Origin of the sequence: Georgenia satyanarayanai (assembly GCF_023715365.1) — a bacterium.
Lineage (GTDB): Bacteria > Actinomycetota > Actinomycetes > Actinomycetales > Actinomycetaceae > Oceanitalea > Oceanitalea satyanarayanai_B.
This window is the reverse complement of the sequence record NZ_JAMBNZ010000003.1, coordinates 288260-313110: the sequence shown is the minus strand read 5'-3', so window position 1 is coordinate 313110 and position 24851 is coordinate 288260. Positions and strand designations below refer to the sequence as shown.

At 70.9% G+C, this 24851-nt stretch carries 30 protein-coding genes and 1 pseudogene; 13 read left to right on the top strand and 18 right to left on the bottom strand.

The genetic code is table 11. The annotated features are described in order from the left end of the window. The 5 genes from M3148_RS05700 to M3148_RS05680 all read right to left on the bottom strand — a co-directional run bounded on the left by M3148_RS05700 (window position 1) and on the right by M3148_RS05680 (window position 3450). Entirely contained in the window at window positions 1-255 is a 255-nt protein-coding gene (locus M3148_RS05700) for a heavy-metal-associated domain-containing protein (protein WP_251303716.1), read from the bottom strand. A 27-nt stretch (window positions 256-282) separates the two neighbouring features. Beyond that, complete coding sequence (locus M3148_RS05695) at window positions 283-564, bottom strand: metal-sensitive transcriptional regulator (protein WP_152188789.1); 282 nt, start codon at window positions 562-564, stop codon at window positions 283-285. 69 nt (window positions 565-633) lie between these two features. Next, window positions 634-1260, bottom strand: a complete 627-nt coding sequence (locus M3148_RS05690) for a vitamin K epoxide reductase family protein (RefSeq protein ID WP_251303715.1) — start codon at window positions 1258-1260, stop codon at window positions 634-636. 122 nt (window positions 1261-1382) lie between these two features. Then, window positions 1383-2882, bottom strand: coding sequence for an adenylosuccinate lyase (purB, locus tag M3148_RS05685; RefSeq protein ID WP_251303714.1), 1500 nt, complete (start codon window positions 2880-2882; stop codon window positions 1383-1385). Window positions 2883-2949: 67 nt separating this feature from the next. Beyond that, the gene (locus M3148_RS05680) at window positions 2950-3450 is read right to left on the bottom strand and encodes a low molecular weight protein-tyrosine-phosphatase (protein WP_251303713.1); all 501 of its coding nucleotides are present in this window, start codon (window positions 3448-3450) and stop codon (window positions 2950-2952) included. A gap of 152 nt (window positions 3451-3602) precedes the next feature. Between M3148_RS05680 and M3148_RS05675 the strand changes: the two genes are divergently transcribed. Together M3148_RS05675 and M3148_RS05670 are read left to right on the top strand one after the other, a co-directional pair. Next, the gene (locus tag M3148_RS05675) at window positions 3603-3884 is read left to right on the top strand and encodes a hypothetical protein (protein ID WP_251303712.1); all 282 of its coding nucleotides are present in this window, start codon (window positions 3603-3605) and stop codon (window positions 3882-3884) included. Next, window positions 3881-5407: a hypothetical protein gene (locus tag M3148_RS05670; RefSeq protein ID WP_251303711.1), complete on the top strand. Its 1527-nt coding sequence runs from the start codon at window positions 3881-3883 to the stop codon at window positions 5405-5407. The genes M3148_RS05675 and M3148_RS05670 overlap by 4 nt, the downstream gene beginning before the upstream one ends. A gap of 1 nt (window position 5408) precedes the next feature. Here M3148_RS05670 and M3148_RS05665 read toward each other — a convergent pair whose 3' ends face one another. Beyond that, the gene (locus tag M3148_RS05665) at window positions 5409-5783 is read right to left on the bottom strand and encodes a phage holin family protein (protein WP_251303710.1); all 375 of its coding nucleotides are present in this window, start codon (window positions 5781-5783) and stop codon (window positions 5409-5411) included. A 51-nt stretch (window positions 5784-5834) separates the two neighbouring features. Between M3148_RS05665 and hisC the strand changes: the two genes are divergently transcribed. After that, window positions 5835-6923: a histidinol-phosphate transaminase gene (gene hisC, locus M3148_RS05660; RefSeq protein WP_251303709.1), complete on the top strand. Its 1089-nt coding sequence runs from the start codon at window positions 5835-5837 to the stop codon at window positions 6921-6923. A gap of 21 nt (window positions 6924-6944) precedes the next feature. Here hisC and M3148_RS05655 read toward each other — a convergent pair whose 3' ends face one another. Then, window positions 6945-7283: a GNAT family N-acetyltransferase gene (locus M3148_RS05655; protein WP_285883289.1), complete on the bottom strand. Its 339-nt coding sequence runs from the start codon at window positions 7281-7283 to the stop codon at window positions 6945-6947. Then, entirely contained in the window at window positions 7187-7483 is a 297-nt protein-coding gene (locus M3148_RS05650; RefSeq protein ID WP_251303707.1) for a GNAT family N-acetyltransferase, read from the bottom strand. The genes M3148_RS05655 and M3148_RS05650 overlap by 97 nt, the downstream gene beginning before the upstream one ends. Window positions 7484-7522: 39 nt before the next feature. Between M3148_RS05650 and M3148_RS05645 the strand changes: the two are divergent. Then, window positions 7523-7609: pseudogene (locus M3148_RS05645) on the top strand (helix-turn-helix domain-containing protein); the annotation flags it as partial. 248 nt (window positions 7610-7857) lie between these two features. Here M3148_RS05645 and merA read toward each other — a convergent pair. Next, the gene (gene merA / locus M3148_RS05640; protein WP_251303706.1) at window positions 7858-9258 is read right to left on the bottom strand and encodes a mercury(II) reductase; all 1401 of its coding nucleotides are present in this window, start codon (window positions 9256-9258) and stop codon (window positions 7858-7860) included. 104 nt (window positions 9259-9362) lie between these two features. On the opposite strand from merA, the gene M3148_RS05635 reads away from it, so the two are divergent. From M3148_RS05635 to M3148_RS05625, 3 genes are all read left to right on the top strand, one after another. Further along, window positions 9363-9752 (top strand): heavy metal-responsive transcriptional regulator, encoded by a 390-nt coding sequence (locus M3148_RS05635; protein ID WP_251303705.1) that lies wholly within the window; start codon window positions 9363-9365, stop codon window positions 9750-9752. A gap of 148 nt (window positions 9753-9900) precedes the next feature. Next, window positions 9901-10260, top strand: a complete 360-nt coding sequence (gene cmtR / locus M3148_RS05630; RefSeq protein ID WP_251303704.1) for a Cd(II)/Pb(II)-sensing metalloregulatory transcriptional regulator CmtR — start codon at window positions 9901-9903, stop codon at window positions 10258-10260. Next, window positions 10257-10853: a cadmium resistance transporter gene (locus M3148_RS05625; RefSeq protein WP_251303703.1), complete on the top strand. Its 597-nt coding sequence runs from the start codon at window positions 10257-10259 to the stop codon at window positions 10851-10853. Before cmtR ends, M3148_RS05625 begins: the two co-directional genes overlap by 4 nt. Window positions 10854-10893: 40 nt before the next feature. Here the strand turns inward: M3148_RS05625 and M3148_RS05620 are convergent, their stop codons facing one another. From M3148_RS05620 to M3148_RS05595, 6 genes are all read right to left on the bottom strand, one after another. Beyond that, window positions 10894-11877 carry an arsenic resistance protein gene (locus tag M3148_RS05620; protein ID WP_251303702.1) on the bottom strand — a complete coding sequence of 328 codons (984 nt, stop codon included), beginning with the start codon at window positions 11875-11877 and terminating at the stop codon, window positions 10894-10896. A gap of 64 nt (window positions 11878-11941) precedes the next feature. Then, the gene (gene trxB, locus M3148_RS05615; RefSeq protein ID WP_251303701.1) at window positions 11942-12976 is read right to left on the bottom strand and encodes a thioredoxin-disulfide reductase; all 1035 of its coding nucleotides are present in this window, start codon (window positions 12974-12976) and stop codon (window positions 11942-11944) included. Window positions 12977-12982: 6 nt separating this feature from the next. Further along, window positions 12983-13372 carry an arsenate reductase ArsC gene (locus M3148_RS05610; protein WP_251303788.1) on the bottom strand — a complete coding sequence of 130 codons (390 nt, stop codon included), beginning with the start codon at window positions 13370-13372 and terminating at the stop codon, window positions 12983-12985. Window positions 13373-13404: 32 nt separating this feature from the next. Next, on the bottom strand, window positions 13405-14079 hold the full coding sequence (locus M3148_RS05605; RefSeq protein ID WP_251303700.1) for an arsenate reductase/protein-tyrosine-phosphatase family protein: 675 nt from the start codon (window positions 14077-14079) through the stop codon (window positions 13405-13407). 48 nt (window positions 14080-14127) lie between these two features. Further along, the gene (locus M3148_RS05600) at window positions 14128-15576 is read right to left on the bottom strand and encodes an arsenic transporter (RefSeq protein ID WP_440136902.1); all 1449 of its coding nucleotides are present in this window, start codon (window positions 15574-15576) and stop codon (window positions 14128-14130) included. A 174-nt stretch (window positions 15577-15750) separates the two neighbouring features. Next, on the bottom strand, window positions 15751-17118 hold the full coding sequence (locus tag M3148_RS05595; RefSeq protein WP_251303698.1) for an NAD(P)-binding domain-containing protein: 1368 nt from the start codon (window positions 17116-17118) through the stop codon (window positions 15751-15753). 135 nt (window positions 17119-17253) lie between these two features. On the opposite strand from M3148_RS05595, the gene M3148_RS05590 reads away from it, so the two are divergent. Then, the gene (locus M3148_RS05590; RefSeq protein ID WP_251303697.1) at window positions 17254-17631 is read left to right on the top strand and encodes an ArsR/SmtB family transcription factor; all 378 of its coding nucleotides are present in this window, start codon (window positions 17254-17256) and stop codon (window positions 17629-17631) included. Window positions 17632-17784: 153 nt separating this feature from the next. Here M3148_RS05590 and M3148_RS05585 read toward each other — a convergent pair whose 3' ends face one another. Then, window positions 17785-18162 carry an ArsR/SmtB family transcription factor gene (locus M3148_RS05585; RefSeq protein ID WP_251303696.1) on the bottom strand — a complete coding sequence of 126 codons (378 nt, stop codon included), beginning with the start codon at window positions 18160-18162 and terminating at the stop codon, window positions 17785-17787. A gap of 117 nt (window positions 18163-18279) precedes the next feature. On the opposite strand from M3148_RS05585, the gene M3148_RS05580 reads away from it, so the two are divergent. The 5 genes from M3148_RS05580 to trxB (M3148_RS05560) all read left to right on the top strand — a co-directional run bounded on the left by M3148_RS05580 (window position 18280) and on the right by trxB (M3148_RS05560) (window position 23479). Then, window positions 18280-19668, top strand: a complete 1389-nt coding sequence (locus tag M3148_RS05580; protein WP_251303695.1) for an FAD-dependent oxidoreductase — start codon at window positions 18280-18282, stop codon at window positions 19666-19668. A gap of 163 nt (window positions 19669-19831) precedes the next feature. Beyond that, a complete protein-coding gene (locus M3148_RS05575) occupies window positions 19832-21289 on the top strand; it encodes an arsenic transporter (protein ID WP_251303694.1) in 1458 nt (485 codons plus the stop codon). 49 nt (window positions 21290-21338) lie between these two features. Beyond that, window positions 21339-22013, top strand: coding sequence for an arsenate reductase/protein-tyrosine-phosphatase family protein (locus M3148_RS05570; protein ID WP_251303693.1), 675 nt, complete (start codon window positions 21339-21341; stop codon window positions 22011-22013). 32 nt (window positions 22014-22045) lie between these two features. Further along, window positions 22046-22435 carry an arsenate reductase ArsC gene (locus tag M3148_RS05565; RefSeq protein ID WP_110853543.1) on the top strand — a complete coding sequence of 130 codons (390 nt, stop codon included), beginning with the start codon at window positions 22046-22048 and terminating at the stop codon, window positions 22433-22435. 6 nt (window positions 22436-22441) lie between these two features. Continuing rightward, window positions 22442-23479, top strand: coding sequence for a thioredoxin-disulfide reductase (gene trxB, locus M3148_RS05560; protein ID WP_251303692.1), 1038 nt, complete (start codon window positions 22442-22444; stop codon window positions 23477-23479). A 352-nt stretch (window positions 23480-23831) separates the two neighbouring features. On the opposite strand, the gene M3148_RS05555 is transcribed toward trxB (M3148_RS05560), so the two are convergent. Next, window positions 23832-24308 carry a hypothetical protein gene (locus tag M3148_RS05555; protein WP_251303691.1) on the bottom strand — a complete coding sequence of 159 codons (477 nt, stop codon included), beginning with the start codon at window positions 24306-24308 and terminating at the stop codon, window positions 23832-23834. 282 nt (window positions 24309-24590) lie between these two features. Continuing rightward, window positions 24591-24812 (bottom strand): YlcI/YnfO family protein, encoded by a 222-nt coding sequence (locus M3148_RS05550; RefSeq protein WP_251303690.1) that lies wholly within the window; start codon window positions 24810-24812, stop codon window positions 24591-24593. Between the last annotated feature and the right edge of the window lie 39 nt (window positions 24813-24851).

Genomic DNA, 24851 nt, shown 5'->3' with positions numbered 1-24851 from the left:
CTAGTTGTCGACGTGGACGGCGGTGACGGTGTAGCCGGCCTCGTCGACGGCGGCGCGCAGGGCGTCCTCGTCGAGGACGGCGTCGGAGACGACGGTGACCTCCGAGGTCCCGCCGTTGCGCAGGATGACGCTGACCTTGGAGACGTCCTTGACGTCCTCCAGCTCACGCGTCACGGCGGACACGCAGTGCCCGCAGGTCATGCCCTGGACGTCCAGGACGGTGGTGCGGTCGATGGGCGACGGGTCGGTGCTCATGGGTACTCCTTGGGGGTGGGTAGGGATCTATGACCGGACGAGCCGGGCGATGGCCTCGCTCGCCTCGCGGACCTTCTCGGCGCCCTCCTCGTGCGAGGAGCGGGCGGCGTCGACGACGCAGTGGCCGAGGTGGTCCTCGACAAGGCCGATGCCGACCGCCTGGAGCGCCTTGGTGACGGCGGAGATCTGGGTGAGGACGTCGATGCAGTACGTGTCCTCGTCGACCATGCGGGCGATGCCGCGGACCTGGCCCTCGATGCGCCGCAGGCGCCGGGCGTAGTCCTCTTTCGTGCCGCTGTAGCCGGCCATGTGATGCTCCCTTCCGACATCGTCAACGGTATACCCCCTAGGGGTATTCCCGCCACGGGGAGGGGAGTGTCAGGGCAGGAGGTCGGCGCCGTACTTGACGATGACGGCGACGACGACGGCGCCCACCCAGGCCATGACGACCGCGCCGTCCCAGCCCGCGCGGATGAAGGCGAGCGCGCGCTCGTGGGCGCGGGGGGTGAGGAAGAGGTTGTTCTCGCGCACGTTGTAGTGCAGGAGCGTGGCGAAGACGAGCGTCGTCGAGAGCGTGACGAGCAGGCACCACGGGCACAGGGCGCCGATGTGGAACATCGACTGGTAGAAGAGCCAGTAGGCGAAGACGACCCCGAGCGTGTAGACGACCTGCGCGGAGAACATGAACCAGCGCGGGAACCGGACCCCGCCCAGCCCGGCGACGGCGATCGTGATGACGACCGGCTCCGCGACCAGGCCGAGGAAGGCGTTGGGGAAGCCGAAGACGGCCGCCTGCGAGGAGACCCCGACCGCGCCGCAGCTGAGCACCGAGCTGATGTTGCACGTCAGCTGGGCGTTCGGGTCGGCCGCGAGCGTGACCGCGTCGACCGACAGCACGAAGGAGGCGGTGAGGCTGAGGCAGGCCGACAGCAGCATGGTGGCGAAGATCCACCCGTCGGTGTGCCGGATCTGCCGTAGGCCCGGCCGTGTCTCGGTGAGGTTCACCCGCTCATCGTCCGGGCCAATTCGGACGAATCCCACGGACCAAGGTCCCACCGCCTGACGCCGAGAGCCGGATTCCTCGGCGGAGGAATCCGGCTCTCGGCGCGAGAGGGAGCGGCGGTCTGTCAGCCCACGTCGTCGAGGTGGGCGACGAGTGAGGCGGCCAGCCCCGTGTAGGTGGCCGGCGTGAGCGCGAGGAGCCGCTCCTCGACGTCGCGGGGGAGCCCGAGCCCGGCGATGAGGCCGCGCATGCCGTCGGCGTCGACGCGGCGCCCGCGGGTGAGCTCCTTGAGCCGCTCGTACGGGTCGGCCATGCCCTCGGCGCCAGCGACGGACGCGGCACGCATCGCGGACTGGACGGCCTCGCCGAGCACCTCCCACGAGTCGTCGAGGTCGCGAGCCATGACGGCGGCGTCGACGTCGAGGCCCGCCAGGCCGCGGCGGACGTTGTCGACGGCGAGCAGCGAGTGCCCGAGCGCGACACCGATGTTGCGCTGCGTCGTCGAGTCGGTGAGGTCGCGCTGGAGACGGGAGGTGACGAGCGTGGCGCCGAGGGTGTCGAGGAGCGCGGAGGAGATCTCGAGGTTCGCCTCGGCGTTCTCGAAGCGGATCGGGTTGACCTTGTGCGGCATCGTCGAGGAGCCGGTCGAGCCCTGGGCCGCGAGACGCTGGCGGAAGTAGCCGAGGGAGATGTAGGTCCACACGTCCGTGCACAGGTTGTGCAGGATCCTGTTGAAGCGGGCGATGTCGGCGTAGAGCTCGGCCTGCCAGTCGTGCGCCTCGATCTGCGTCGTCAACGGGTTCCACGTGAGGCCCAGGCCCTCGACGAAGGAGCGCGAGACGGCCTGCCAGTCGGTGTCCGGGACCGAGACGGCGTGCGCGCCGTAGGTGCCCGTCGCGCCGTTGATCTTGCCCATGAACTCAGCCGCGGAGACCCGGCGCAGCTGGCGGCGCAGGCGGGCGGCGAGCACCGCGACCTCCTTGCCGAGCGTCGTGGGCGTGGCCGTCTGGCCGTGGGTGCGCGAGAGCATGGGCACCTCGGCCGTCTCGCGGGCGAGCTCGGCGAGGTCACCGACGAGGGCGATCGCCGCGGGCAGCCAGACCTGGCGGACGGCGTCACGGATGGTGACGGCGTAGGAGAGGTTGTTGACGTCCTCGCTCGTGCAGAAGATGTGGACAATCTCCCCGACGGCGGGCAGCGGGCTGTCCGGCCCGACCGCCTCGGCGGCCGCGGCCAGCCGCCGCTTGAGGAAGTACTCCACGGCCTTGACGTCGTGCCGGGTCTCGCGCTCGATCTCCGCGAGCTCGGCGATCTCCTCCGCCCCGAAGGAGTCGACGACGCCGCGCAGGTAGGCGACGTCCACGTCGCTCAGCTGCGGGGCCCCCGGGAGGGCGCCGGAGGTGGTGAGGTGGACCAGCCAGGAGACCTCGACGTCGAGCCGGGCCCGGTTGAGGGCCGCCTCGGAGAGGTGGTCGACGAGCGGGGCGACGACGCCGCGGTAGCGCCCGTCGAGCGGGCCGAGCGCGATCGGCGGCTCGAGCTCCGCGAGGGGGACGCGGTGCCGGCCCGGAGCTGCTCCGGCCGACAGGCTGGCGGACGACGTGGTGCTGGGCTGCTCGCTCATGGCTCCCAGTCTCCCAGAGCCCGGGCACCACGAGCCGCCCCGTCCACTCGGCGTGCGGCCCCCGGCGTCAGCGGGTGAGGGACAGGCGCTCCCTGAGGTGGGCCACCACGCCCTCGCAGGCCGGCAGCACCTCCTCGTAGGTGGCGACGAAGTCCGCGTCCTCACCGAAGTAGGGGTCGTCCACCTCGAGCTCACCGGCGGCGACGGCGTCCTCGTCGAAGCTGCGCAGCAGCCGGACCTTGTCCGCGTCCTGCGGGGTGGGGGCGAGGGTGCGCAGCGCCCGCTCGTGGCCGCGGTCGAGCGCGAGCACGAGGTCGACCTCGGCGAAGCCCTCCCGCGCGAACTGCTGCGCACGGTGCTGCTCGCCATCCAGGCCGTACTGCTTGAGGGTGCTCACCGCGCGCGGGTCGGCCGGGCCGCCCACGTGCCAGTCCCCGGTGCCCGCCGACACGACCCGCACCCGGTCCGCGAGCCCCTCCCGCTCGAGGAGGTCGCGGAGGACGACCTCGCCCATGGGGGAGCGGCAGATGTTGCCGGTGCACACGAAGGAGACGGTGAAGGGGGACATGACCGCATTCTCGCCTGGGGTGCCGGGGAGAGCCACCGGGTGCGCAACAGGTCCGCGACGCGCCCGGCGCGTCCCCAGCCGACGACGGCGGCCCGTCCCGCCGTCGGGCGGCGCCCCTAGGTTCGGGGCAGGACGAGCCGCAGGAGGGCGAGATGAGCACGAGCAGCTGCACCCCCGTCGCCGTGGAGGGGTGGGGCGGGGCGGGGGAGGGGTGCGCGAGTGTCGTGAGCGCCACGGGTGTCCTCGCCACCATCGAGGACACGCTGCGGGCCGCCTACCCCGAGCAGTGGCGCTCGCCGGCCGCCGACGAGTTCGCGGCCCGCCTCGGCGACCTCCTCCACCACGCGTACCGGCTCGGAGACCTGCTCGCGGCCGCGCAGGAGCGGTCCGCCGCGCTCGCCGCCGCGGTCGCCGAGGCCTGGGAGGAGCAGTGACCGCGCTCCTCCACAGCCACGACGCCGACGGCGCCGTGGGCGACTCCCGCCACCGCACGTCCGTCCACGTGCGCGGAGGGGTGGGGGCCACCCGCGTGGACGTCGAGGAGCTCCTGGCCATTGACGCGCTCCTCGACGGACTGCGCGGGGAGGTCGGCCACCTCGAGAGCACCCTGAGCGCCGCCCGGCGCGACCTCGCCCTGGACGCCACCTGGTCCCCGGCACTCGCCGCCGCCGCCGAGTCCGCCGTGGGGGACGCGCTCGACGGTGGGTGGGGAGCGCGCCGGCTCGGCGAGGAGGTCCTCGAGCTCCTCCTGTCGCTGCGCCACGCCCGGCTCCTGTACGAGGAGGCCGAGCTCGCCGCCCACGCCCGACCACCTGGCCCGTCGCTGGTCGGGTTCCTGCGCATGCTCCTCATGCCCCACGAGGCGGTGTTTTCCGTGGCGGACCGGCTCACCCTCGTGGGCCGCCTGCCCGGCATGGAGCCGACCACCGCGTTCGGCCACGCCCTCGACGCGCTCGGCGAGATCGTCAACGTCATCCACGGCGACGACGACCTGCCACCCGACGGCATCGCCCTGGACGTCGCGGTTCGCGAGCTCGGGGAGCACGGGCAGAACGTCTTCCCCTGGTTCCTCGTCCCCGGCCCCTTCGTCTACGACGGCCGCAAGATCGACCCCGCCGCGCTCACCGGCGCCCAGCGGCTCGTCATCCCCGTCGTCGCCGCCTTCCACGGCCTCACCGGCCGGCGCCCCCGCGCCGCCGACGACCTCACGCTCACGGTGACCCCGCCGAGCGAGGTCCCGGCCCCGCCGGACCTGCCCGCCGTCGTCGACAGTCTCCACGGCATCCACCAGGACCACGGCGCCGATCCGGGCACGCTCGAGGTGCGCCGCGTCGAGCACGCGGACGGCACGCGCTCGTGGGTCCTCCTCCTGCCGAGCACCCAGGCGATGGTCCCCGGCGGGCGCAACCCCGTGGACAACCTCACGAACGTCGAGACCTACGGCGGCATGGTGAGCGACGTCGAGATCGGGGCAGCCGAGGCGCTGCGGCTGGCAGGCGTGCGGCCCGGGGAGGCGGTCGCCGTCGTCGGCTTCAGCCAGGGCGGCCTCGTGGCGATGCGTCTGGCGGCCGACCCGCTCGTCCGCCTGCGTTACAGCATCACCACGGTCGTCACGGCTGGGTCGCCCGTCGGCCACCTGCCCACGCCCGCGGGCACGGAGGTGCTCCACCTCGAGCACCTCGAGGACCCCTTCGTCGGGCTCGACGGCACCTCCAACCCCGCGGAGGACGCGCGCACCACGGTGAGCCGCTCCCTGGCCACCGGCACGACCGGACTCACCCGGCTGGAGGTCCCGCCCTCGGACTCGCACTCGATCACCGAGTACACCCGCACCGCTCGCCTGGCCCTGGACGCCGGGGAGCGGTCAGTCGCCCACCTGGCGGAGCGGCTCGCGGACGTCACGGGCGGCCCGGGCGCCCGCGTGACGGCCACCCGCTTCACGCTGGAGAGGGGGTGAGTCAGCGCTCGCCGGGCAGGACAGCGTTGAGGATGCCGCTGACGACCGAGATGACGAGCGCCGCCAGCAGCGCCCACCAGAAGCCGTCGACGTCCAGGCCCCACTCGGTGAAGCTCGTCAGCCAGCTCGTGAGCATGAGCATGAGCGCGTTGACGACGAGGAGGAACAGGCCGAGCGTGAGGATCGTCAGTGGCAGGGTGAGGAGCTTGGCCACCGGCTTGACGACGAGGTTGACGAGCGTGAAGACGAGGCCGACGACGCCGATGACGAGCACCTGCTCCCAGCCCTCGGCCTGGGTGAGGGTCACCCCGTCGAGGAGGAGGGAGGTGAGCCAGATGGCCACCGAGCTGACGACGAGCCGCACGAGGAAGCGCATGCGGCGATGGTGCCACGGCGGGCCCCTCGCCGGGAGTGCGATCATGGGGGCATGGCTCCAGCGTTCCGCTTCCGCGCGGACATCGACTCCCTGCCGGCCTACGTCCCGGGCCAGCGCCCGCCAGCGGGACGGTCCGCGTACAAGCTCTCGTCCAACGAGAACCCCTTCCCGCCGTCCTCCGCGGTCCTCAGCGCCGTCATCGACGCGGCCGCCGACCTCAACCGCTACCCGGACATGGCGGCCACCGCGCTCACCGCCGCCATCGCCCGGCACGTGGGGATCGACGCCGAGCGCGTCGTCGTCGGCAACGGCTCGGTCGCGGTCCTCGAGACGGCGCTCCAGGCGGCGTGCCGCCCCGGCGACGAGGTCGTCCACGCGTGGCGGTCCTTCGAGGCCTACCCCATCGCCGTCCAGGTCGCCGGTGCCCGCAGCGTCCCGGTCCCGCTGCGAGAGGACGGCAGCCATGACCTGGACGCCATGGCCGACGCCGTCACCGAGCGCACCCGCGTCGTCCTCGTGTGCAGCCCCAACAACCCCACCGGCACAGTCGTCCGCGAGGACGAGATGCGCGCCTTCCTCGCCCGCGTGCCGCGTGAGGTGCTCGTCGTCCTCGACGAGGCCTACGTCGAGTACGTCCGCGACGAGGAGGTCGCGGACGGGCTGGCGCTCGCGGCCGAGTTCAAGAACGTCCTCGTCCTGCGCACCTTCTCCAAGGCCTACGGCCTCGCCGGCCTGCGCGTCGGGTACGCCGTCGCCCGGCCGCGCCTCGCGCGCGGGCTGCAGACCGCCTCCACCCCCTTCGGCGTCAACGCCCTCGCCCAGGCCGCCGCCCTCGCGGTCCTGCGGGAGGCCGACGCCGTCGCCGAGCGCTGCGACCGGGTGGTCACCGAGCGCAGCCGTCTGCTCGCCGCCCTGCGCGAGATGGGCTGGAGCGTCCCGGAGTCCCACGGGAACTTCTACTGGCTGGGGATCGGCCGCCACACGGCCGCGTTCGCCCGGGAGACCGCCCGCGGCGGCGCGATGGTGCGGGCCTTCGACGGCGAGGGGGTGCGGGTGAGCATCGGGGAGGTCGAGGGCAACGACGTCGTGCTCCACGTCGCGCGGGAGTGGCGCGAGCTCGTGGGACCGCGCACCGCCTGAGACGGCGCTGCCAGCGGACGGCTATGGTGCGCCGTCGGGCTCCATGGAGCCGTGCCAACGAGTCTCGCCGTCGACGACGGCCGTGGTCTCGGTGAGGCCGATCGCTCGGGCGACCCCGCTCGACGCGGCGTGCTCGGGGTGCACGTGTGCGACGACCGCCGTGACACCCTGCTCCCGCAGCCAGCCCATCAGGCGCTGCGCAGCCTCGCGGGCGTAGCCCCGTCCCTGGTAGGGGACGGCGACCACCCAGGCGACCTCGGCGGTCACGCCGCCCTGCTCCTTCGTCCCCTCGGTGAGGGTCGCCTGCAGCGTGCCGACGACGTGCCGTCCTCGCGTCGACGCAGCACCCAGTTGAGCCAACGCTCCGTGCCGTCCGCTGACCGGCCGACGACCTGCCGCCGGTACTGCGCCTGCAGCTGGGACAGCGTTGCTGGGGTGCCGCCGATGTAGGTGTGCAGAAGGACGTCGTCCAGGAGGGGAGCCATCTCCTCCGCGTGCTCGACGCGCAACCACTCCAGGTCCAACCGGGGCGTGGTCGACGCGTGGGGCTGGGCTGTCATGGGCGCCATTGCACCACGTGAGGGACCCGCGCCCGCCGTTCCAATGGCGAGAGCCCAACACAGATTGCCGAGGCGCTTGGGGTGTCGCGTGCAACGGTCTACCGCTACCTCGCGGCCGCCGGTTGAACCGGAAGGGCACGACCCGCCCTCCGGGGCTCAGTCAGCGTGCCGGATAGCGAGCCCTCACCGGGCATGCCAGCGGGCAGGTCTTACGGGACGGGAGTCGGGGTCGTGCCCCTGAGGGCGGGCGGTGCCGGACTCCGTCCCGGTGGCGGTTCCTCTTATGGGGCTGTGGCCAGCCCGGCGACGTGGGTGCCGGAGCGGCTGTACCGGCGCTGAAGGCCGGGCGGCTGCCGCGTTGTGGGCCGCGGGTCTCAGGCACAGCAAGACGTCGGCATTTGGTTGCGGAAGAGGCCGGCCACGATGCGCAGGCTCTCGGCCATGGTCAGGTACGGCGCCCAGGTGTCGGCCAGATCGTCAACGGTCATGCCGGACTTGATGGCGTAGGTGGCCGCCAGCATGATCTCCCCGGCGCCGTCGGCCAGGGCGTGCACGCCCAGGACCTTGCCGCTCTCGGCGTCGGCGACGAGTTTCACCGCGCCGCGGGTGTCGTGCTGGACCAGCGCCCGGGGGACGTCGGACAGGTTCAGGACGCGGCAGTCGCACGCGTACCCTCGGGCGAGGGCCTCGTCCTCGGTCAGTCCCGCCGAGGCCAGCTGGGGGCGGGTGAACACGACCGCTGGCAAGCCGGCGTAGTCGACTCGAGCTGCCGGCGGGTCCCCGTCATCGGTCAGGGCGTTGAGCGCAGCGGCCCGACCGCCAGCTGCGGCGACGTAGACGTATTGGGGAGCCCCCGAAACGTCACCGGCGGCGTAGACGCGGGGGTTGGAGGTGCGCTGGGCTTCGTCGACCACGACAAAGCCCCGCTCGTCCACGTCCACACCGGCAGCGGCCAGGTCCAGGCCGTCGATGCGGGGCAGGCGTCCGGTGGCCACCAGGACCCGCGCGCCGTGCAGCTGCTCGCCCGAGACGGTGGTCACCACCACCTCTCCTGTGGTGCCGGTCTCGTGGGCCACCGCACTAGCGTGCTCTTCCACCACGGTGATGCCGTCGTCGGCGAAGAGTTCCCGAAGGCCCTGGGCCAGCTCCGGCTCGGCGTGGGGCGCCAGACGCCCGACCACCGACACCCGGGCGCCGAGGTGGGCGAACAGCTGGGCCTGCTCCATCCCGACGTACCCGCCACCGATAACGACCAGGGACTCGGGCAGCTCGGTCAGCTGCATCGCCGTGGTGGACGTCAGCCAGTCCACGGAATCAAGGCCGGCCACGTCCGGGACAGCGGGGGTGGAGCCGGTAGCGACCAGATAGGCCCGGGCCCGCAGCACCTGGCCGTCGACGGCCAGGTGCTCCCTGTCCAGAAAGGTGGCCTGGCCCGGGCGGACCTCGAAGCCATAGGCGGCGGCCACGTCGGCGTACTTCGCATCGCGCAGGCGCTCGATCAGGGCGTCCTTCTGGGCCACCAGATCGCCGAGATTCACCGGCGCGACTGACGTTGGGGCGCCCTGGAAAGGGTTGGTGAGCGCGGCGTGCCGCGCTCCGGCGGCCGCCAGGAGTGTCTTGGACGGCACACAGCCGATGTTCACGCACGTACCGCCCAGGACGCCGCGCTCGATCAGCACGACGCTCTTACCGGCCTGGCTGGCCGCGATGGCGGCCGACATGGCCGCGCCTCCTGACCCGATCACGGCCAGATCGATGTCGTAGTCCTCACCCATTTCGCACCCTCCTTCGCGTTACACGTCTTCAGCGACCACACTGGACGTTCCAGTGCAGGGGAAGGTCAAGGTGAACATGGACAAGAGCAGAGCAATGGGTCACTGTGCGGATCGGTGAGCTGGCCGAGGCCAGTGGCACCACGACCAAGACGCTGCGCTTCTATGAGAAGGCCGGCCTCCTACCCCCGCCCGAGCGCACCCCCAACGGTTACCGCGACTACGCCCCTGAGACCCTGACGCGGCTGGACTTCATTCGCCGCAGCCGCACCGCTGGGCTCACTCTCGCCCAGATCCGTGAGGTGCTCGACATCCGCGACGCCGGAGTCGCGCCCTGCCAGCACGTGCAAGACCTGCTCGAGACCCGCCTGGGCGATCTGGACCGCCAGATCGCCGACCTGCAGGCACTGCGACACACCGTCGCCCACCTTCGCGACGGCGCCGCCATCATCGACCCCAGCAACTGCAAGGCCACGACCGTCTGCCACTATCTGTGAGCGCACGTGACCTGGCGCAGTGCCTACGCTCCAAATGCCGAAGAGTGTCCCGGTGAGCGATGCTGGCATGCGGAATGCGAGATCAGAGGCGCCTGACCGCCTCGGACCTCACTGAAAACGGTTCAGTCTCTGCTGTATAGTTCAGCGTGTGCTGACTATTGCTTCTCGCCTGGCCGTGATGAACCGGCTGGGCCGCGCACTGGCCGACCCGACCAGGTCCCGGATCATCCTGACGTTGCTCGACCGGCCGACCTACCCGGCAGAGCTGGCCCGCGATCTGGACCTGACACGCTCTAACGTGTCCAACCATCTGGCGTGCCTGCGCGACTGCGGGATCGTGGTCGCCGAACCCGAGGGCCGCAAGACGCGCTATGAAATCGCCGATCCGCACCTAGCGCGGGCGCTGAGCGCCCTGGTTGACGTCACCCTCGCGGTGGACGAGAACGCCCCGTGCATCGATCCCGCCTGCTCGGTGCCCGGATGCGACGACGCAGAGGCGGGCGCGTGATCCTGGCTACGGCCCTGCAGGCAATCGGTCTGTTCATCGCGACCAACATCGACGACATCATCGTGCTCTCCCTGTTCTTCGCCCGTGGCGCGGGCCAACGCGGGACGACCACCCGCATCCTGGTCGGCCAGTACCTGGGGTTCGCCGGCATCCTCGGGGCTGCTGTGTTGGTGACTATCGGGGCCGGAGCATTCCTGCCCTCAGCAGCTATCCCGTACTTCGGGCTCATTCCCCTAGCGCTCGGGTTCTGGGCCGCATGGCAAGCCTGGCGCGGAGGCGATGACGACGATGACGCCAAGGTCGCGGGCAAGAAGGTCAGCGCGTGGACTGTCGCAGGAGTCACCTTCGCCAACGGCGGAGACAACATCGGTGTCTATGTCCCCGTCTTCCTGAGCGTGGAGCCCCTCGCAGTGGTCGCTTACTGCCTCGTCTTCCTCGCGCTCGTCGCGGTCCTGGTCGTACTCGCCAGGTTCGTCGCCACCCGCCCGCCGATCGCCGAAGTCCTCGAACGCTGGGAACACATCCTGTTCCCCATCGTCCTGATCGGCCTGGGCATCTTCATCCTCGTCAGCGGCGGAGCGTTTGGTCTCTGACGAAACCAGAACGACCGTGAGAGGTCACCAGGCTCGATGCTCAGTTCCGCAGGATCGGCTCCGAGGTGACCAGTCGTGGAATGGCCTTCACGTAGATCACCATGCCGAGGAGCTCGATCATGGTCTGGGTGACCACGACGAGCGGAACCAGAGCCAGGGGCGCCGGCAGTGCTAGTGCCAGTGGGAGTACCACCAGCGAGTTTCGAGTGGCGCCGCTGAAGATCACCGCTCTGGTGCTTCCTGCATCGAGCCGTGCGACTCGCGCGCACGCCATCCCGACGGGAACCATCACCACCAGAAAGGCCACGTAGAGAGGGACGACCGCCAGCAGCGCACTGACTTCTTGTCCCACTGCGTGGATCTGCGATGCGATCACCACAGCCAGCGTCGCCATCATCAACGGAACCATCATCGCTTGCACAACGGCCGTGAATGCCTTGCCGGCTGCCTGCTTTCGGGACCACCACTGAATTAAGGCCGCCAGGGTGAGGGGGACGATGATGAGCCCGATGAGCGCTTCGAGGAAGGGGCCGGGCTCGATGCCCGAGACGAGCTCCGGGCCGACGAAGAGGAGCAGGTAGAGGGGCAGTAACAGCATCTGGGCCAGCATGAGCAATGGCGCTGCAGCGAGCAGACGTTCACTGGAGCCGCCGGCCAGCCCGGCGAAGACGATCACGTAATCGATGCATGGCGTCAGCAGCACTAGCAGCACGCCCACGAGCAGGGCCGGGCTGTCGGCCACGAACCGCGACAGGGCAAAGACCACGGCGGGAACGATGACGAAGTTCAGGATCAGGATCGTGGCCATGAAGCGCGTATCGCGCACGGCCTGACCGATCGCCGAGAACGGGATCCCCAGGAACGTGGCGAACAGCAACAGCCCGAGCACGGGAGTGATGGCGTACTCAAGAGGTTCGGCAACATCGGGCAGCGACCAGCCAAGGACGACTCCACCAGCGATCGCCAGCAGATACAGAACGACCTGGTGGCGCTCTATCGCTCGGATCAAGGGCGGCAACGACACCGCGCCAGCATACGAAGACCCTTCATCGCCGCCCGCGCCCGCCCCGGGTACCGAGCGCCGTGGTTTACAGCGCGATGGCTCCCTGTGGGGTTTGGGAGGCGGCGGTGGCGGGCTTGGCGGCCTGGCCGAGGGCGGCGAGGTGGCGCTCGGCGTCCAGTGCGGCGGCGCAGCCGGTCCCGGCGGCGGTGATGGCCTGGCGGTAGGTGTGGTCCACGGCGTCACCGCAGGCGAAGACGCCCGGCACGCTGGTGGCAGTCGAGGGCGAGGTGACGAGGATGTAGCCGTTCTCGTCCAGCGCGACTTGGCCGGCGAGCATCTCGGTGCGCGGCACGTGCCCGATGGCCACGAACACCCCGGTGGCGTCCAGCTCGCGCTCCTCACCGGTGACGGTGTCGCGCAGCGTCACGCCGGTGACCTTGTCGGTGCCGTGGATCGCGGCGACCTCGCTGTTCCAGGCGAAGTCGATCTTCGGGTCGGCCATGGCGCGCTCGGCCATGATCTTCGAGGCGCGCAGCTCCTCGCGGCGGTGCACGACGGTGACCTTGGACGCGAACTTGGTGAGGAAGGTGGCCTCCTCCATCGCGGAGTCCCCGCCGCCAACGACGATGATGTGCTGCTCGCGGAAGAAGAACCCGTCACAAGTCGCGCAGTAGGACACCCCGCGCCCGGTCATCTCGCTCTCGCCGTCCAGGCCCAGCTCCTTGTAGGCCGAGCCGTTGGCCAGGATCACCGCCCGGGCCAGGTAGACGTGACCCTCGGCGGTGGTCACGGTCTTGACCTCACCGGCCAGGTCGACCGAGGTGGCGTCGTCGTACAGGACGGTGGCGCCGAACTTCTCGGCCTGGGCCTTCATCTTGTCCATGAGCTCGGGGCCCATGACGCCTTCGGGGAAGCCGGGGAAGTTCTCCACCTCGGTGGTGTTCATCAGCGCCCCACCAGCGGTGACGGCGCCGGCGATGACCACCGGGGCCAGGTTCGCGCGCGCCGCGTAAATGGCGGCGGTGTAGCCGGCCGGGCCCGAGCCCACGATGAGGACCTCGTGCAGCTCGCCCGGGTCGGTCTGCGGCGTGGCAGTGGTGAGCGGTGTCAGCTCGATCATCGGGGCTCAGGCCTTCGCGGGGAGGAGCTCGGCCAGCAGGCCCTCGATCCGGCCGTGGATGTCGTCGCGGACCTGGCGGACGGTCTCGATGCCTTGGCCGGCGGGGTCGGTCAGCTCCCAGTCCTCGTAGCGCACACCCGGGAAGAAGGGGCAGACGTCCCCGCAGCCCATGGTGATGACGACGTCGGAGGCCTCCACGGCGTCGGGGGTGAGGATCTTGGGCTTGTTGGCGGTGATGTCGATGCCGACCTCGGCCATCGCCTCGACGGCGACGGGGTTGATCTGGTCGGCTGGGGCGGACCCGGCGGAGCGGACCTCGACCTGCCCCTGGGACAGGGCGGTCATGAAGCCGGCGGCCATCTGGGAACGGCCGGCGTTGTGGACGCAGACGAACATGACACTGGGACGCTGGGACACGGGGGTCTCCTTCAGTGGGTGGGGGTCAGGCGGGGGGCCAGGGTGGTGACCCGGCGGGTGAGGTCGGCCAGCGCCTCGTCGAAGGCCTCGGCGTCGCCGGCGGCGACGGGGTCGGGTACCGACCAGTGGATGTCGATCGGGGTGGTGAGCTCCTCGTGGGCGCGGTCGCACACGCTGATGACCAGGTCGCCCATGCTCAGCACTTCACTCACGTGCTGGGGTGCCACGCGGGGCAGGTCCAGGCGGTGGCGGCGGGCCACCTCGAGGGCGATGGGGTGGATCGCCTCGGCGGGGTGGGTGCCGGCCGAGGTAGCGGGCACCGCACTAGCGCGGCGCCACAGTGCCGCGGCCAGGTGGGAGCGGGCCGAGTTGCGGGTGCAGACGAACACCACGCGGGCTACCGCGCGCTGGTCGCGCGGGGTGATGTGGTCCAGGGCGCCGGGCACGAGCTGGACGTAGTTGCGCCGACGGTCCGCCTCGGACCGCTTGCGGCTCACGACGCCCTCGCGCTCGAGCACGCCCAGGTGGTGGGCCACCAGGTTCGACGGCGCGGTGAGGATCTCGGCGAGCTCGGAAGGGGACGCGTCCCCCAGGCTCAGTACGTCCACGATCTGCAGACGGGCGGGATCGGCCAGCGCGGCGTGCATACGTGCCCGCCCCTCCACGTCACTCCAGTCAGCGTTCATTGACTCAATGATCACTGACTGGCCGATGGTTGTCTAGTCCTGGTCGGCTCAGGGGCCCAGGAGGGTGAGCCAGCCGGCCAGGGCGAGCAGCGTGATGGCCAGGACGGGGATGGTCAGGACGATGCCGACCTTGAAGTAGGTGCCCCAGCCGATGTGCATGCCCTTGCGGTCCAGGACCGAGAGCCACAGCAGGGTGGCCAGGGAGCCGATGGGGGTGATCTTGGGGCCCAGGTCGGCGCCGATGACGGCGGCGTAGGCCATCATCTGCTCGGTCAGCCCGCTGGTTCCGGCGGCCTCGATGCCCAGGGCGGCGATGAGGGTGGTGGGCATGTTGTTCATCACCGAGGACATCCCCGCCACCAGGAAGCCTGTCCCGGCCGCGGTCGCCAGGCCGCCGTGCTCGGCGATGCCCGCGAGGAGCTGGCCGAGGTAGTCGGTCAGGCCTTCGTTGCGCAGGCCGTAGACCACCAGGTACATCCCCAGGCTGAACAGCACGATCTGCCACGGCGCGGACCTGATCACCGACCACACCGCGATCGCCGGCTCGGCAGTGGTGATCGTGCCGGTCGGGGCGGACGTGACCCCGTCGCCAGGAGAGGAGGTGGCGCCGAACGAAGGCCGGCCACCACCGCTCAGCTGGACCGCCACCAGGTCGTCGTCCGTTGCGGCGGGACGAATCTGCGCACCAAGGCGCCGGAACAGTGCGCGTGGGCGGCGGGCGGCAACGAGCGCCAGAACGGCCGCGCACAGGGAGGCCACCACCGCGACCGGCACCCCGATGGCGTCGGCGGCGAAGTAGCCGACCAGCAGCGCGACGAGAACGACGACGCCCGCGCGGAACGTCGTCGGGTCGACCACCGCCTCGGGCGGGCGGCGCAGCGCCGTGACGTCGTAGCGGCCCGGGATGGACTTGCGGAAGAAGAGCCGCAGCACTACCAGGCTCGCGCCCAACGACACCAGCGCCACGGGCACCATGACCAGCGCGTAACGGGCGAAGCCGATGCCGAAGAAGTCGGCGATGACGATGTTGACGAGGTTGGACACCACGAACGGCAGGCTGGTGGTGTCGGCGATGAAGCCGGTGGCGATAACCAGCCCGAAGGCAACCTTGGGCGAAAACCTCAGCGCCAGGATCATCTGGAACACGATCGGGGTCATTACCAGGGCCGCGCCATCGTTGGCGAAGAGCGCAGCGACCGCCGCGCCGAGCACGACGATGAGGTTGAACAGGGCGCTGCCGTTGCCGCGCGCCCAGCGCGCGACGTGCAGGGCCGCCCACTCGAAGAAGCCGGCCTCATCCAGGATCGAGCAGATGATGATGACCGCGACGAACGTCAGCGTCGCGTTCCGCACGATGTCCCACACCACCGGGACGTCGCTCAGGTGCACCACCCCGGCGACCAGCGCGACCGCGGCACCGCCCAGCGCGCTCCACCCGATGCCCAGCCCCTTGGGCTGCCAGATCACCAGGACCAGGGTGGCGAGGAATATCCCCACGGCTAGCAGCACGGCGCACCGCCGACCGCGAAGGGGTAGGTCCCGAGCGGCTGGGCGCCGGGGGCCTCATGACGAGGGTCGAGTGCGGGTGTCACCGTCTGGTGTCCTTCCGTCGCGCGGCTGAGTCCTGTGCTCGCGGGTGAGGGCAGGGCTCAGCCTGGGGGTTGCGGTGGGTCAGAGGGCGGTGCGGCCGTGGGCGAAGCCGGTAGGGAACCCGATGAGCTGGGGCTCCGGCGCGGCGCAGCAGTCACTGGCCGCGTCCGGGGCGATGCTCAGGCTCCCGTCGGCCTCCACCACCGGGGTCGCGGTGGAGCACACCCCGGTCTCGGGCAACTCGAGCTCGAGCGTCGTCGCGGCGGCCGTGTCGCCGGCCAGCTGGGCGACGATCGAGCGGACTTGCTCATACCCGGTAGCCAGTAGGAACGTGGGGGCGCGGCCGTAGGACTTCATGCCGGCGATGTAGAAGTCGGGCTCCGGGTGGGCCAGCACGTCCGCGCCATGGGCGGGAACCGTCCCACAGGAGTGGAACTCCGGGTCGATGAGCGGGGCGAGGCGGCTGGGTGCCTCGACTCCCGGGTCGAGCTCCAGGCGCAGCTCGCGCAGCATCGCCAGGTCCGGCCGGAACCCCGTCGCGCCCGCGACCCCGTCCACCACCAGGCGGCGCTCACCCTCGGGCGTGGCGAGCGTCAGCTCCAGGCGGTCCCCGGCCGGGTGCATGGCGGTGATCGTGGCCGACGTCATGAGCTCGACCTCGCCCGCCTCCACCGCGCGCCGTAGCTGGGAGCCGAGCATGCCGCGGGCCGGCAGCCCATCGGCGTCACCGCCGCCGTAGGCCCGCTCGACCGAGGCGCCCCGCACCAACCAGGTCACCCGGGTGCCCGGCTCGGCGCGACGCAGCTGGGCCAGGGACAGCAGCGTGTTCGCCGCCGAGTGCCCGGCGCCCACGACCACGACGTGCTTGCCGGCCGCCCGCTCCCGGTCCCGCCCGAGCACGTCGGGTAGCGGGCCGAGGAGGAAGGCGGCGGCCTCGGCCTCGCCCGGTGCTGGCAGTCCGGCCGTGCCCAGCGGGTTGGTCTGGGACCAGGTGCCCGAGGCGTCGATCACGGCCCGGGCCCGGTAGTCCACCACCTCGCCGTCGACCGTGGCGCGCACCAGGAACGGGCGCTCGGCGCGGCCGCGGCCGTGGGTCTTGTCCATGCCGTCTCGGCTCACTGCCATCACCCGCGCCCCGGTCACGATCCGCCCCTGCAGGGCGGCCGTGCCGGCCAGCGGCTCGAGGTAGTCGCTGAGGAGCTCACCACCGGTCGGCAGGCGCTTGGCGCCCGGCTCCTGCCAGCCCTCCGCCTCCAGCAGGCGGCGCGCGGCGCCGTCGACGTTGAACTGCCACGGCGAGAACAGCCGAACATGGGCCCACTGCCGCACCGCCGCGCCCACCGAGTCCCCGGCCTCCAGCACGAGAGGCTCCAGGCCTCGCTCCACGAGGTGAGCAGCGGCCGCCAGGCCCACCGGGCCAGCGCCGATCACGATCACCGGCAACGACATCGTTGTAGCCGAGGACATAGCTGGTCCCTCCCCAGAGAGCACGACAGGCACTCTCACATTGATGGTTCTCGATGAGACCCGCGCAGCATGGCAGATCGTATCGACAGACGTCAATCTGTGGGGGATGATGGTGTCATGACGGCGATCCAGGACACTCCCGAGCTTGAGGCGGTCTGCTGCGCCCCGCTCATCCGCGAGCCCCTCGCGGACGGCCAGGCGCGCGACCTCGCAACGATGTTCAAGGCCCTGGCCGACCCCGCCCGCCTGCGCCTGCTCTCCATCATCGCCTCCCACCAAGGAGGGGAGGCATGCGTCTGCGACCTCACCGAGCCAGTTGACCTGTCCCAGCCCACCGTCTCCCACCACCTCAAGATCCTCACCGACGCCGGGCTGCTCACCCGAGACAAGCGCGGCAAGTGGGCCTACTACGCCGTCGTCCCCCAGGCCCTCGACACCCTCGGCGAGGTCCTCCGCGTCGAACACCAGGCCAGCGGCCCCGCCAGCTGCTGCTAGCGACGCCCAAAGCCGCCCGGACCACTGCATTGAGATCCAAGACATCTCGCCACAGATCTGTTGCGCAGGGTGTACCCCAACACGACGCTTGCTCCTCCGGTCTGCTGCCTGCCTCCATCCCGGTGAAGGATCCTTCACCGGGACGGAGCGTCGTTAGCAGCAGCTGGTGGGACGGTTGCCTTGGTGTTCGACCCGAAGGATCTCGCCGAGGGCGTCGAGGGCGTCGGGGACGACGGCGTAGTAGGCCCACTTGCCGCGCTTGTCGCGAGTGAGTAGCCCGGCGTCGGTGAGGATTTTCAGATGGTGAGAGACGGTCGGCTGGGACAGATCGACCGGCTCGGTGAGGTCGCATACGCACGCCTCGCCCCCCTGGTGAGAGGCGATGAGGGAGAGCAGACGCAGGCGAGCAGGGTCGGCCAGCGCCTTGAACATCGTCGCGAGATCGCGGGCCTCAGCATCCGCGAGGGGTTCGCGGATGAGCGGGGCGCAGCAGGCTGCCTCAAGCTCGGGTGTGCCCTGGATCGCCGTCATGACACCATCATTCCCTACACATTGACGTCTGTCGATACGATCTGCCATGCTGCGCTGGTCTCATCGATAACCATCAATGTGAGGGCGCGAGGCGTGCCCTCTGGGGAAGGACCAGCCATGTCCTCGACTACAACGACGTCGCTGCCTGTGATCGTGATCGGCGCCGGCCCGGTGGGCCTGGCGTCCGCCGCCCATCTGGTCGAGCGGGGCCTGGAGCCGCTGGTGCTGGAGGCCGGGGACTCGGTGGCCGCGGCGGTGCGGCAGTGGGCCCACGTTCGGCTGTTCTCGCCGTGGCAGTTCAACGTCGACGCCGCCGCGCGCCGCCTGCTGGAGGAGGCGGGCTGGCAGGAGCCGGCCCCCAAGCGCCTGCCCACCGGTGGCGAGCTGGTCAGTGACTACCTCGAGCCGCTGGCCCGAACGGCCGCCCTGCAGGGGCGGATCGTGACAGGGGCACGGGTGGTGGCGGTGAGCCGCGATGGCCTGGACAAGACCCACGGCCGCGGCCGCGCCGAGCGCCCGTTCCTTGTGCGCGCCACGGTCGACGGCGAGGTGGTGGACTACCGGGCCCGGGCCGTGATCGACGCCTCGGGCACCTGGTCCCAGACCAACCCGCTGGGCACGGCCGGGCTGCCCGCCCTGGGCGAGACCGACGCCGCCTCCTTCCTCCTCGGCCCACTGCCCGACGTGCTCGGGCGGGACCGGGAGAGGGCGGCCGGCAAGCACGTCGTGGTCGTGGGCGCCGGGCACTCGGCGGCGAACACGCTGCTGTCCCTGGCCCAGCTGCGTCGCGCCGAGCCGGGCACCCGGGTGACCTGGCTGGTGCGGGGCTCCTCGGTCGAGCGGGCCTACGGCGGCGGTGACGCCGATGGGCTGCCGGCCCGCGGCATGCTCGGCTCCCAGCTGCGGCGGGCGGTGGAGGCCGGTGAGGTCGAGCTCATGGCGTCGGCCACGATCACCGCGATGCGGCCGGTCGGGGACCGGCTGGAGCTGACACTCACCACGCGCGAGGGTGAGTGCCGACTGGCGGTGGACGCCGTCGCGGGCGCGACGGGCTTCCGCCCGGACCTGGCGATGCTGCGTGAGCTGCGCCTGGACCTGGACCCGGGAGTCGAGGCACCGAGCCGGCTCGCTCCGCTCATCGACCCGGAGTTCCACTCCTGTGGGACGGTTCCCGCGCACGGCGCGGACGTGCTGGCCCACCCGGAGCCCGACTTCTACATCGCGGGCATGAAGTCCTACGGCCGCGCCCCCACGTTCCTGCTGGCCACCGGGTATGAGCAGGTGCGATCGATCGTCGCCCAGCTCGCCGGGGACAGCGCCGCCGCGTCCACGCTGGAGCTGGCACTGCCCGAGACCGGGGTGTGCTCCACCGCGACCCCGGTGGTGGAGGCCGACGGCAGCCTGAGCATCGCCCCGGAGGCGGCCGGTGACTGCTGCGGGGCGCCGGCCGAGCCCGCGCTCATCGGCTTCCCCACCGGCTTCGCCCACGGCCGCACCGCCCTTTGAACGAACTTAACGATCACAGGTCGAGCCCTGCCCTCCCCCTGAGGGCAGGGCTCGCCCGCGCGACGGAAGGACACCAGACGGTGACACCCGCACTCGACTCTCGACATGAGGCACCCGGCGCCCAGCCGGCCGGGACCTCCCGCTTTGCGGTCGGGGGTGCGCCGTGCTGCTAGCCGTGGGGATCTTCCTCGCCACCCTGGTCCTGGTGATCTGGCAGCCCAAGGGCCTCGGTATCGGGTGGAGCGCGCTGGGCGGCGCGGCGGTCGCGCTCATCGCCGGGGTGGTCCAGCTCGGTGACATCCCGGTGGTGTGGGACATCGTGTGGAACGCGACGCTGACCTTCGTCGCGGTCATCATCATCTGCTCGATCCTGGACGAGGCCGGCTTCTTCGAGTGGGCCGCCCTGCACGTGGCACGCTGGGCGCGCGGCAACGGCAGCGCCCTGTTCAACCTCATCGTCGTCCTCGGGGCGGCGGTGGCGGCGCTGTTCGCCAACGACGGCGCGGCCCTGGTGATGACCCCGATCGTCTTCCAGATGATCCTGGCGCTGCGGTTCTTCCCGGCGGTGGCCTTCGGGCTGGTCATCGCCACCGGCTTCATCGCCGACACCACCAGCCTGCCGTTCGTGGTGTCCAACCTCGTCAACATCGTCATCGCCGACTTCTTCGGCATCGGCTTCGCCCGCTACGCCCTGGTCATGGTGCCCGTGGCGCTGGTCTCGTTGGGCGCGAGCCTGGTGGTGCTGCGGCTGTTCTTCCGCAAGTCCATCCCCGGCCGCTACGACGTGACGGCGCTGCGTCGCCCGCCCGAGGCGGTGACCGACCCGACGACGTTCCGCGCGGGCGTCGTCGTCCTGGGCGCGCTGCTGGTCGGCTACTTCGCCGCCGACGCCATCGGGATCCCCGTGGCCGCCGTGGCCGCCCTGTGTGCCGTCGTCCTGGCGCTCATCGCCGCCCGCCGCCCGCGCCCGCTCTTCCGGCGCGCCCAGATCCGTCCCGCCGCCACCGACGACGACCTGGTGACGGTCCCGGTGCGCGGTGGTGGTGGCCGGCCCTCGCCCGGCACCACCTCTGCTCCTGGCGGCAGGACCACCCCCGCACCGGCGGGGACCATCACCACCTCGGAGCCGACGATCGCGGTGTGGTCGGTGGTGAGGTCCGCGCCGTGGCAGATCGTGCTGTTCAGCCTGGGCATGTACCTGGTGGTCTACGGCCTGCGCAACGAGGGCCTGACCGACTACCTCGGTCAGGTCCTCGCGGGCATCGCCGAGCACGGGGGCCTGGCCACCGCGGCCGGCACCGGCTTCCTGGTGGCGGGGATGTCCTCGGTGATGAACAACATGCCCACCACCCTCATCGCCGCCCTGGGCATCGAGGCCGCCGCAACCAGCGGGCTCACCGAGCAGATGATGGCCTACGCCGCCGTCATCGGCGCCGACCTCGGCCCCAAGATCACCCCCATAGGGTCACTCGCCACCCTCCTGTGGCTCTCGGTCCTGGACCGCAAGGGCATGCAAATCGGCTGGGGCACCTACTTCAAGGTCGGCATCGTCCTCACCATCCCCGTCCTCGCGGTCACGCTGCTCGCCCTGGCCGGCTGGCTCACCCTCCTCGGCCCCTGAGCCGCACCGGGGCTAGACAATCGCGAATCAGTCAGTCATCATTGAGTCAATGAACGCTGACTGGAGTGACGTGGAGGGGCGGGCGCGGCTGCACGCCGCGCTGGCCGACCCCGCCCGGCTGCGGATCGTCGATGTGCTGAGCCTGGGGGACGCCTCCCCCTCCGAGCTCGCCGAGATCCTGGGCGCGCCGTCGAACCTGGTGGCCCACCACCTGGGTGTCCTGGAGCGCGAGGGCATCGTGAGCCGCAAGAGGTCCGAGGCCGACCGGCGCCGGAACTACGTCCAGCTCGTGCCCGGCGCCCTGGACCACATCACCCCGCGCGACCAGCGCGCGGTGGCCCGCGTCGTGTTCGTCTGCACCCGCAACTCCGCCCGCTCCCACCTGGCCGCGGCGCTGTGGCGCCGCGCTAGTGCGGTGCCCGTCACCTCGGCCGGCACCCACCCCGCCGAGGCGATTCACCCGGTCGCCCTCGAGGTGGCCCGCCGCCACCGCCTGGACCTGCCGCGCGTGGCCCCCCAGCACGTCGACGGCGTGCTGAGCTTGGGTGACCTGGTCATCAGCGTGTGCGACCGCGCCCACGAGGAGCTCACCACCCCGATCGACATCCACTGGTCGGTGCCCGACCCGGTCGCCGCCGGTGACGCCGAGGCCTTCGACGAGGCACTGGCCGACCTCACCCGCCGGGTCACCACCCTGGCCCCCCGCCTGACCCCCACCCACTGAAGGAGACCCCCGTGTCCCAGCGTCCCAGCGTCATGTTCGTCTGCGTCCACAACGCCGGCCGTTCCCAGATGGCCGCCGGCTTCATGACCGCCCTGTCCCAGGGGCAGGTCGAGGTCCGCTCCGCCGGGTCCGCCCCAGCCGACCAGATCAACCCCGTCGCCGTCGAGGCGATGAAGGAAGTCGGCATCGACATCACCGCCAACAAGCCCAAGATCCTCACCCCCGACGCCGTGGAAGCCTCCGACGTCGTCATCACCATGGGCTGCGGGGACGTCTGTCCCTACTTCCCCGGTGTGCGCTACGAGGACTGGGAGCTGACCGACCCCGCCGGCCAAGGCATCGAGACCGTCCGCCAGGTCCGCGACGACATCCGCGGCCGCATCGAGGGCCTACTGGCCGAGCTCCTCCCCGCGAAGGCCTGACCCCCGATGATCGAGCTGAGCAGCCTCACCCCCGCCGCCAAGCAGACCGACTCCGGTCGCGTGCACGAAGTGGTCATCGTCGGTTCCGGTCCGGCGGGCTACACCGCGGCGATCTACGCCGCCCGCGCGAACCTCGCCCCGGTCATCATCGCCGGCGCCGTCACGGCCGGTGGAGCGCTGATGAACACGACCGAGGTAGAGAACTTCCCAGGGTTCCCCGAGGGCGTCATGGGCCCCGAGCTCATGGACAAGATACAGGCCCAGGCCGAGAAGTTCGGCGCCACCGTCATCTACGACGACGCCACCTCCGTCGACCTCGCCGCCCATGTCAAGACCGTGACCACCGCCGAGGGTCACATCTACCGGGCCCGGGCGGTGATCCTGGCCAACGGCTCGGCCTACAAGGAGCTCGGCCTGGACGGCGAGAGCGAGATGACCGGCCGCGGAGTGTCCTACTGCGCCACCTGCGACGGGTTCTTCTTCCGCGAGCAGCACATCATCGTCGTCGGCGGCGGTGACTCCGCGATGGAGGAGGCCACCTTCCTCACCAAATTCGCCTCCAAGGTCACCGTCGTCCACCGCCGCGAGGAACTGCGCGCCTCCAAGATCATGGCCGACCGCGCCATGGCCAACCCGAAGATCGACTTCGCCTGGAACAGCGAGGTCACCGCGATCCACGGCACCGACAAGGTCACCGGCATCACCCTGCGCGACACCCTCACCGGCCAGGAGCGCCAGCTGGACGCCACCGGGGTGTTCGTCGCCATCGGGTACATGCCGCGCACGAACATGCTCGCCGGGCAGGTCGACCTCGACGAGAACGGCTACATCGTCGTCACCTCGCCATCCACGGCCACGACCCTCCCGGGGGTGTTCGCGTGCGGGGACGCCGTGGACCACACCTACCGCCAGGCCATCACCGCCGCCGGCACCGGGTGCGCGGCCGCACTGGACGCCGAGCGCTACCTCGCCGCCCTCGGCCAGGCCGCCGAGCCGGACACCGACGCCTCCCAGACCCCACAAGGAGCGGTCGTCGCGTTCTGACGCGAGACGCGTTGAAGACTTCCCGTAAGAGGAACGTGCCGCAGGACGAGCAGAACGACACTGCCGGGGGGGCGGCGTCGCCGGGTGGGGATCCCCCGCGGGATGTCGTCAGCGCGGCTGCTGAGACCTGCGCACGGGCACCGCGCCGGGTTCGCCTTGCCACATCCGCGGCAATGGGTCTAAGCATCGTGCAACAACGTCGGACGGACCGTCCGGTGCGTGTTGCGGTGCTTGAGAGTGGACTTGGTGCAACAGCGGTCTACCCGTCCGCGGACCGTTGCGTGGGGTGCACCCCAGAGCGACAGTCGGACTCGGCCGTCACATCGCCACCGCCCAGCCTCTCGCCAATGGCTCAACCGCGCCCGAGCTCGGCCGCATGCCAGCCTCGCAGCTCGCCGAGGTGCTCCTCGGTCACCGGAAGGTCGATCGTGCGATGATCATCAGCGAGGACGAGCACAAGCATGGTGTGTCGCGTTCCGCGTGCGATGCTCGGGCGGATCTCGACGATGTCCTGCCACGGGTAAGTCTCGCTGACCCGCCCGATGCGCGTGCTTAGCCCCTCGCTGTCTGCAGTGGCCGAGGACTCACGGTGGGACCAGGCCATGCCCGCGAAAGTCACGGCCATGAGGACGTAGACGACGACGTTGACGACTCGTTCACCGGTGTCCTTCTCGCTGCTGACGAGGTGCCACACGGCCATGGCAGCGGCCAGTACGGCGATGACGACGGCGGCGGCGGGCAACCAGCGCATCTGACGGGGCGGGTACCACGTCTGCGACGACGGCAGGGGCGGCTGGCCGCCCGGAGGAATGTCGCCGTCGTCCACCATCGCGCCAGTCTGGCAGCGCCTTGGTCGGGCGTCGCGCCGACACCGCGGGCAAGCGCAAGGCGGCGTGCACCACAAGACCTCAGCGTGCGTTAAGCGGGGCTGCTTCACGGCGTGTCCGCCGGTTATCCTTGCAGGTACGGCTTTCAGCGATCACGAAATTGCCGCTCAACACATCTGTCGCGCAGGGTGTACCCCAACGCGACGCCTGTTCCTCCGGTCTGCTGCCGGCCCGGTGAAGGATCGTCCACCGGGGCTCGCCGTGCGTCGATCCCACAGCGGGGATCAGTTGGCGCCGCGAGCGAGTTCGTGCTCGACCGCCCGTCGGATCCAGTTGGAGACCGAGCGGTCATCTGCGGCGGCACGACTTCGGACTTCGTTCAGAAGGTCCTCTGGAAACCTCACCGGCACAGGCTGGCTCAGCTTGGCCCGACGGCGAACCGGTGGCCCTTGAGGCGCCTGATTGTCCGGGTCGGCGTAAAAGGCGTTCTCCTGCTCGGGGGTCATGTTCCTGTTCGTCATCGGTCCTCCCGGTACCGGCGGGCG

Excerpts from the sequence above, each read along its gene's own strand:
- M3148_RS05700 (WP_251303716.1), bottom strand. The coding sequence starts at position 255 with ATGAGCACCGACCCGTCGCCCATCGACCGCACCACCGTCCTGGACGTC.
- M3148_RS05695 (WP_152188789.1), bottom strand. The coding sequence starts at position 564 with ATGGCCGGCTACAGCGGCACGAAAGAGGACTACGCCCGGCGCCTGCGG.
- purB (WP_251303714.1), bottom strand. The coding sequence starts at position 2,882 with ATGAGCGAGCAGCCCAGCACCACGTCGTCCGCCAGCCTGTCGGCCGGA.
- M3148_RS05680 (WP_251303713.1), bottom strand. The coding sequence starts at position 3,450 with ATGTCCCCCTTCACCGTCTCCTTCGTGTGCACCGGCAACATCTGCCGC.
- M3148_RS05675 (WP_251303712.1), top strand. The coding sequence starts at position 3,603 with ATGAGCACGAGCAGCTGCACCCCCGTCGCCGTGGAGGGGTGGGGCGGG.
- M3148_RS05665 (WP_251303710.1), bottom strand. The coding sequence starts at position 5,783 with ATGCGCTTCCTCGTGCGGCTCGTCGTCAGCTCGGTGGCCATCTGGCTC.
- hisC (WP_251303709.1), top strand. The coding sequence starts at position 5,835 with ATGGCTCCAGCGTTCCGCTTCCGCGCGGACATCGACTCCCTGCCGGCC.
- M3148_RS05650 (WP_251303707.1), bottom strand. The coding sequence starts at position 7,483 with ATGACAGCCCAGCCCCACGCGTCGACCACGCCCCGGTTGGACCTGGAG.
- merA (WP_251303706.1), bottom strand. The coding sequence starts at position 9,258 with ATGGGTGAGGACTACGACATCGATCTGGCCGTGATCGGGTCAGGAGGC.
- trxB (WP_251303701.1), bottom strand. The coding sequence starts at position 12,976 with ATGATCGAGCTGACACCGCTCACCACTGCCACGCCGCAGACCGACCCG.
- M3148_RS05610 (WP_251303788.1), bottom strand. The coding sequence starts at position 13,372 with ATGTTCGTCTGCGTCCACAACGCCGGCCGTTCCCAGATGGCCGCCGGC.
- M3148_RS05605 (WP_251303700.1), bottom strand. The coding sequence starts at position 14,079 with ATGAACGCTGACTGGAGTGACGTGGAGGGGCGGGCACGTATGCACGCC.
- M3148_RS05595 (WP_251303698.1), bottom strand. The coding sequence starts at position 17,118 with ATGTCGTTGCCGGTGATCGTGATCGGCGCTGGCCCGGTGGGCCTGGCG.
- M3148_RS05590 (WP_251303697.1), top strand. The coding sequence starts at position 17,254 with ATGACGGCGATCCAGGACACTCCCGAGCTTGAGGCGGTCTGCTGCGCC.
- M3148_RS05585 (WP_251303696.1), bottom strand. The coding sequence starts at position 18,162 with ATGACGGCGATCCAGGGCACACCCGAGCTTGAGGCAGCCTGCTGCGCC.
- M3148_RS05580 (WP_251303695.1), top strand. The coding sequence starts at position 18,280 with ATGTCCTCGACTACAACGACGTCGCTGCCTGTGATCGTGATCGGCGCC.
- M3148_RS05570 (WP_251303693.1), top strand. The coding sequence starts at position 21,339 with ATGAACGCTGACTGGAGTGACGTGGAGGGGCGGGCGCGGCTGCACGCC.
- M3148_RS05565 (WP_110853543.1), top strand. The coding sequence starts at position 22,046 with ATGTTCGTCTGCGTCCACAACGCCGGCCGTTCCCAGATGGCCGCCGGC.
- trxB (WP_251303692.1), top strand. The coding sequence starts at position 22,442 with ATGATCGAGCTGAGCAGCCTCACCCCCGCCGCCAAGCAGACCGACTCC.
- M3148_RS05555 (WP_251303691.1), bottom strand. The coding sequence starts at position 24,308 with ATGGTGGACGACGGCGACATTCCTCCGGGCGGCCAGCCGCCCCTGCCG.
- M3148_RS05550 (WP_251303690.1), bottom strand. The coding sequence starts at position 24,812 with ATGACCCCCGAGCAGGAGAACGCCTTTTACGCCGACCCGGACAATCAG.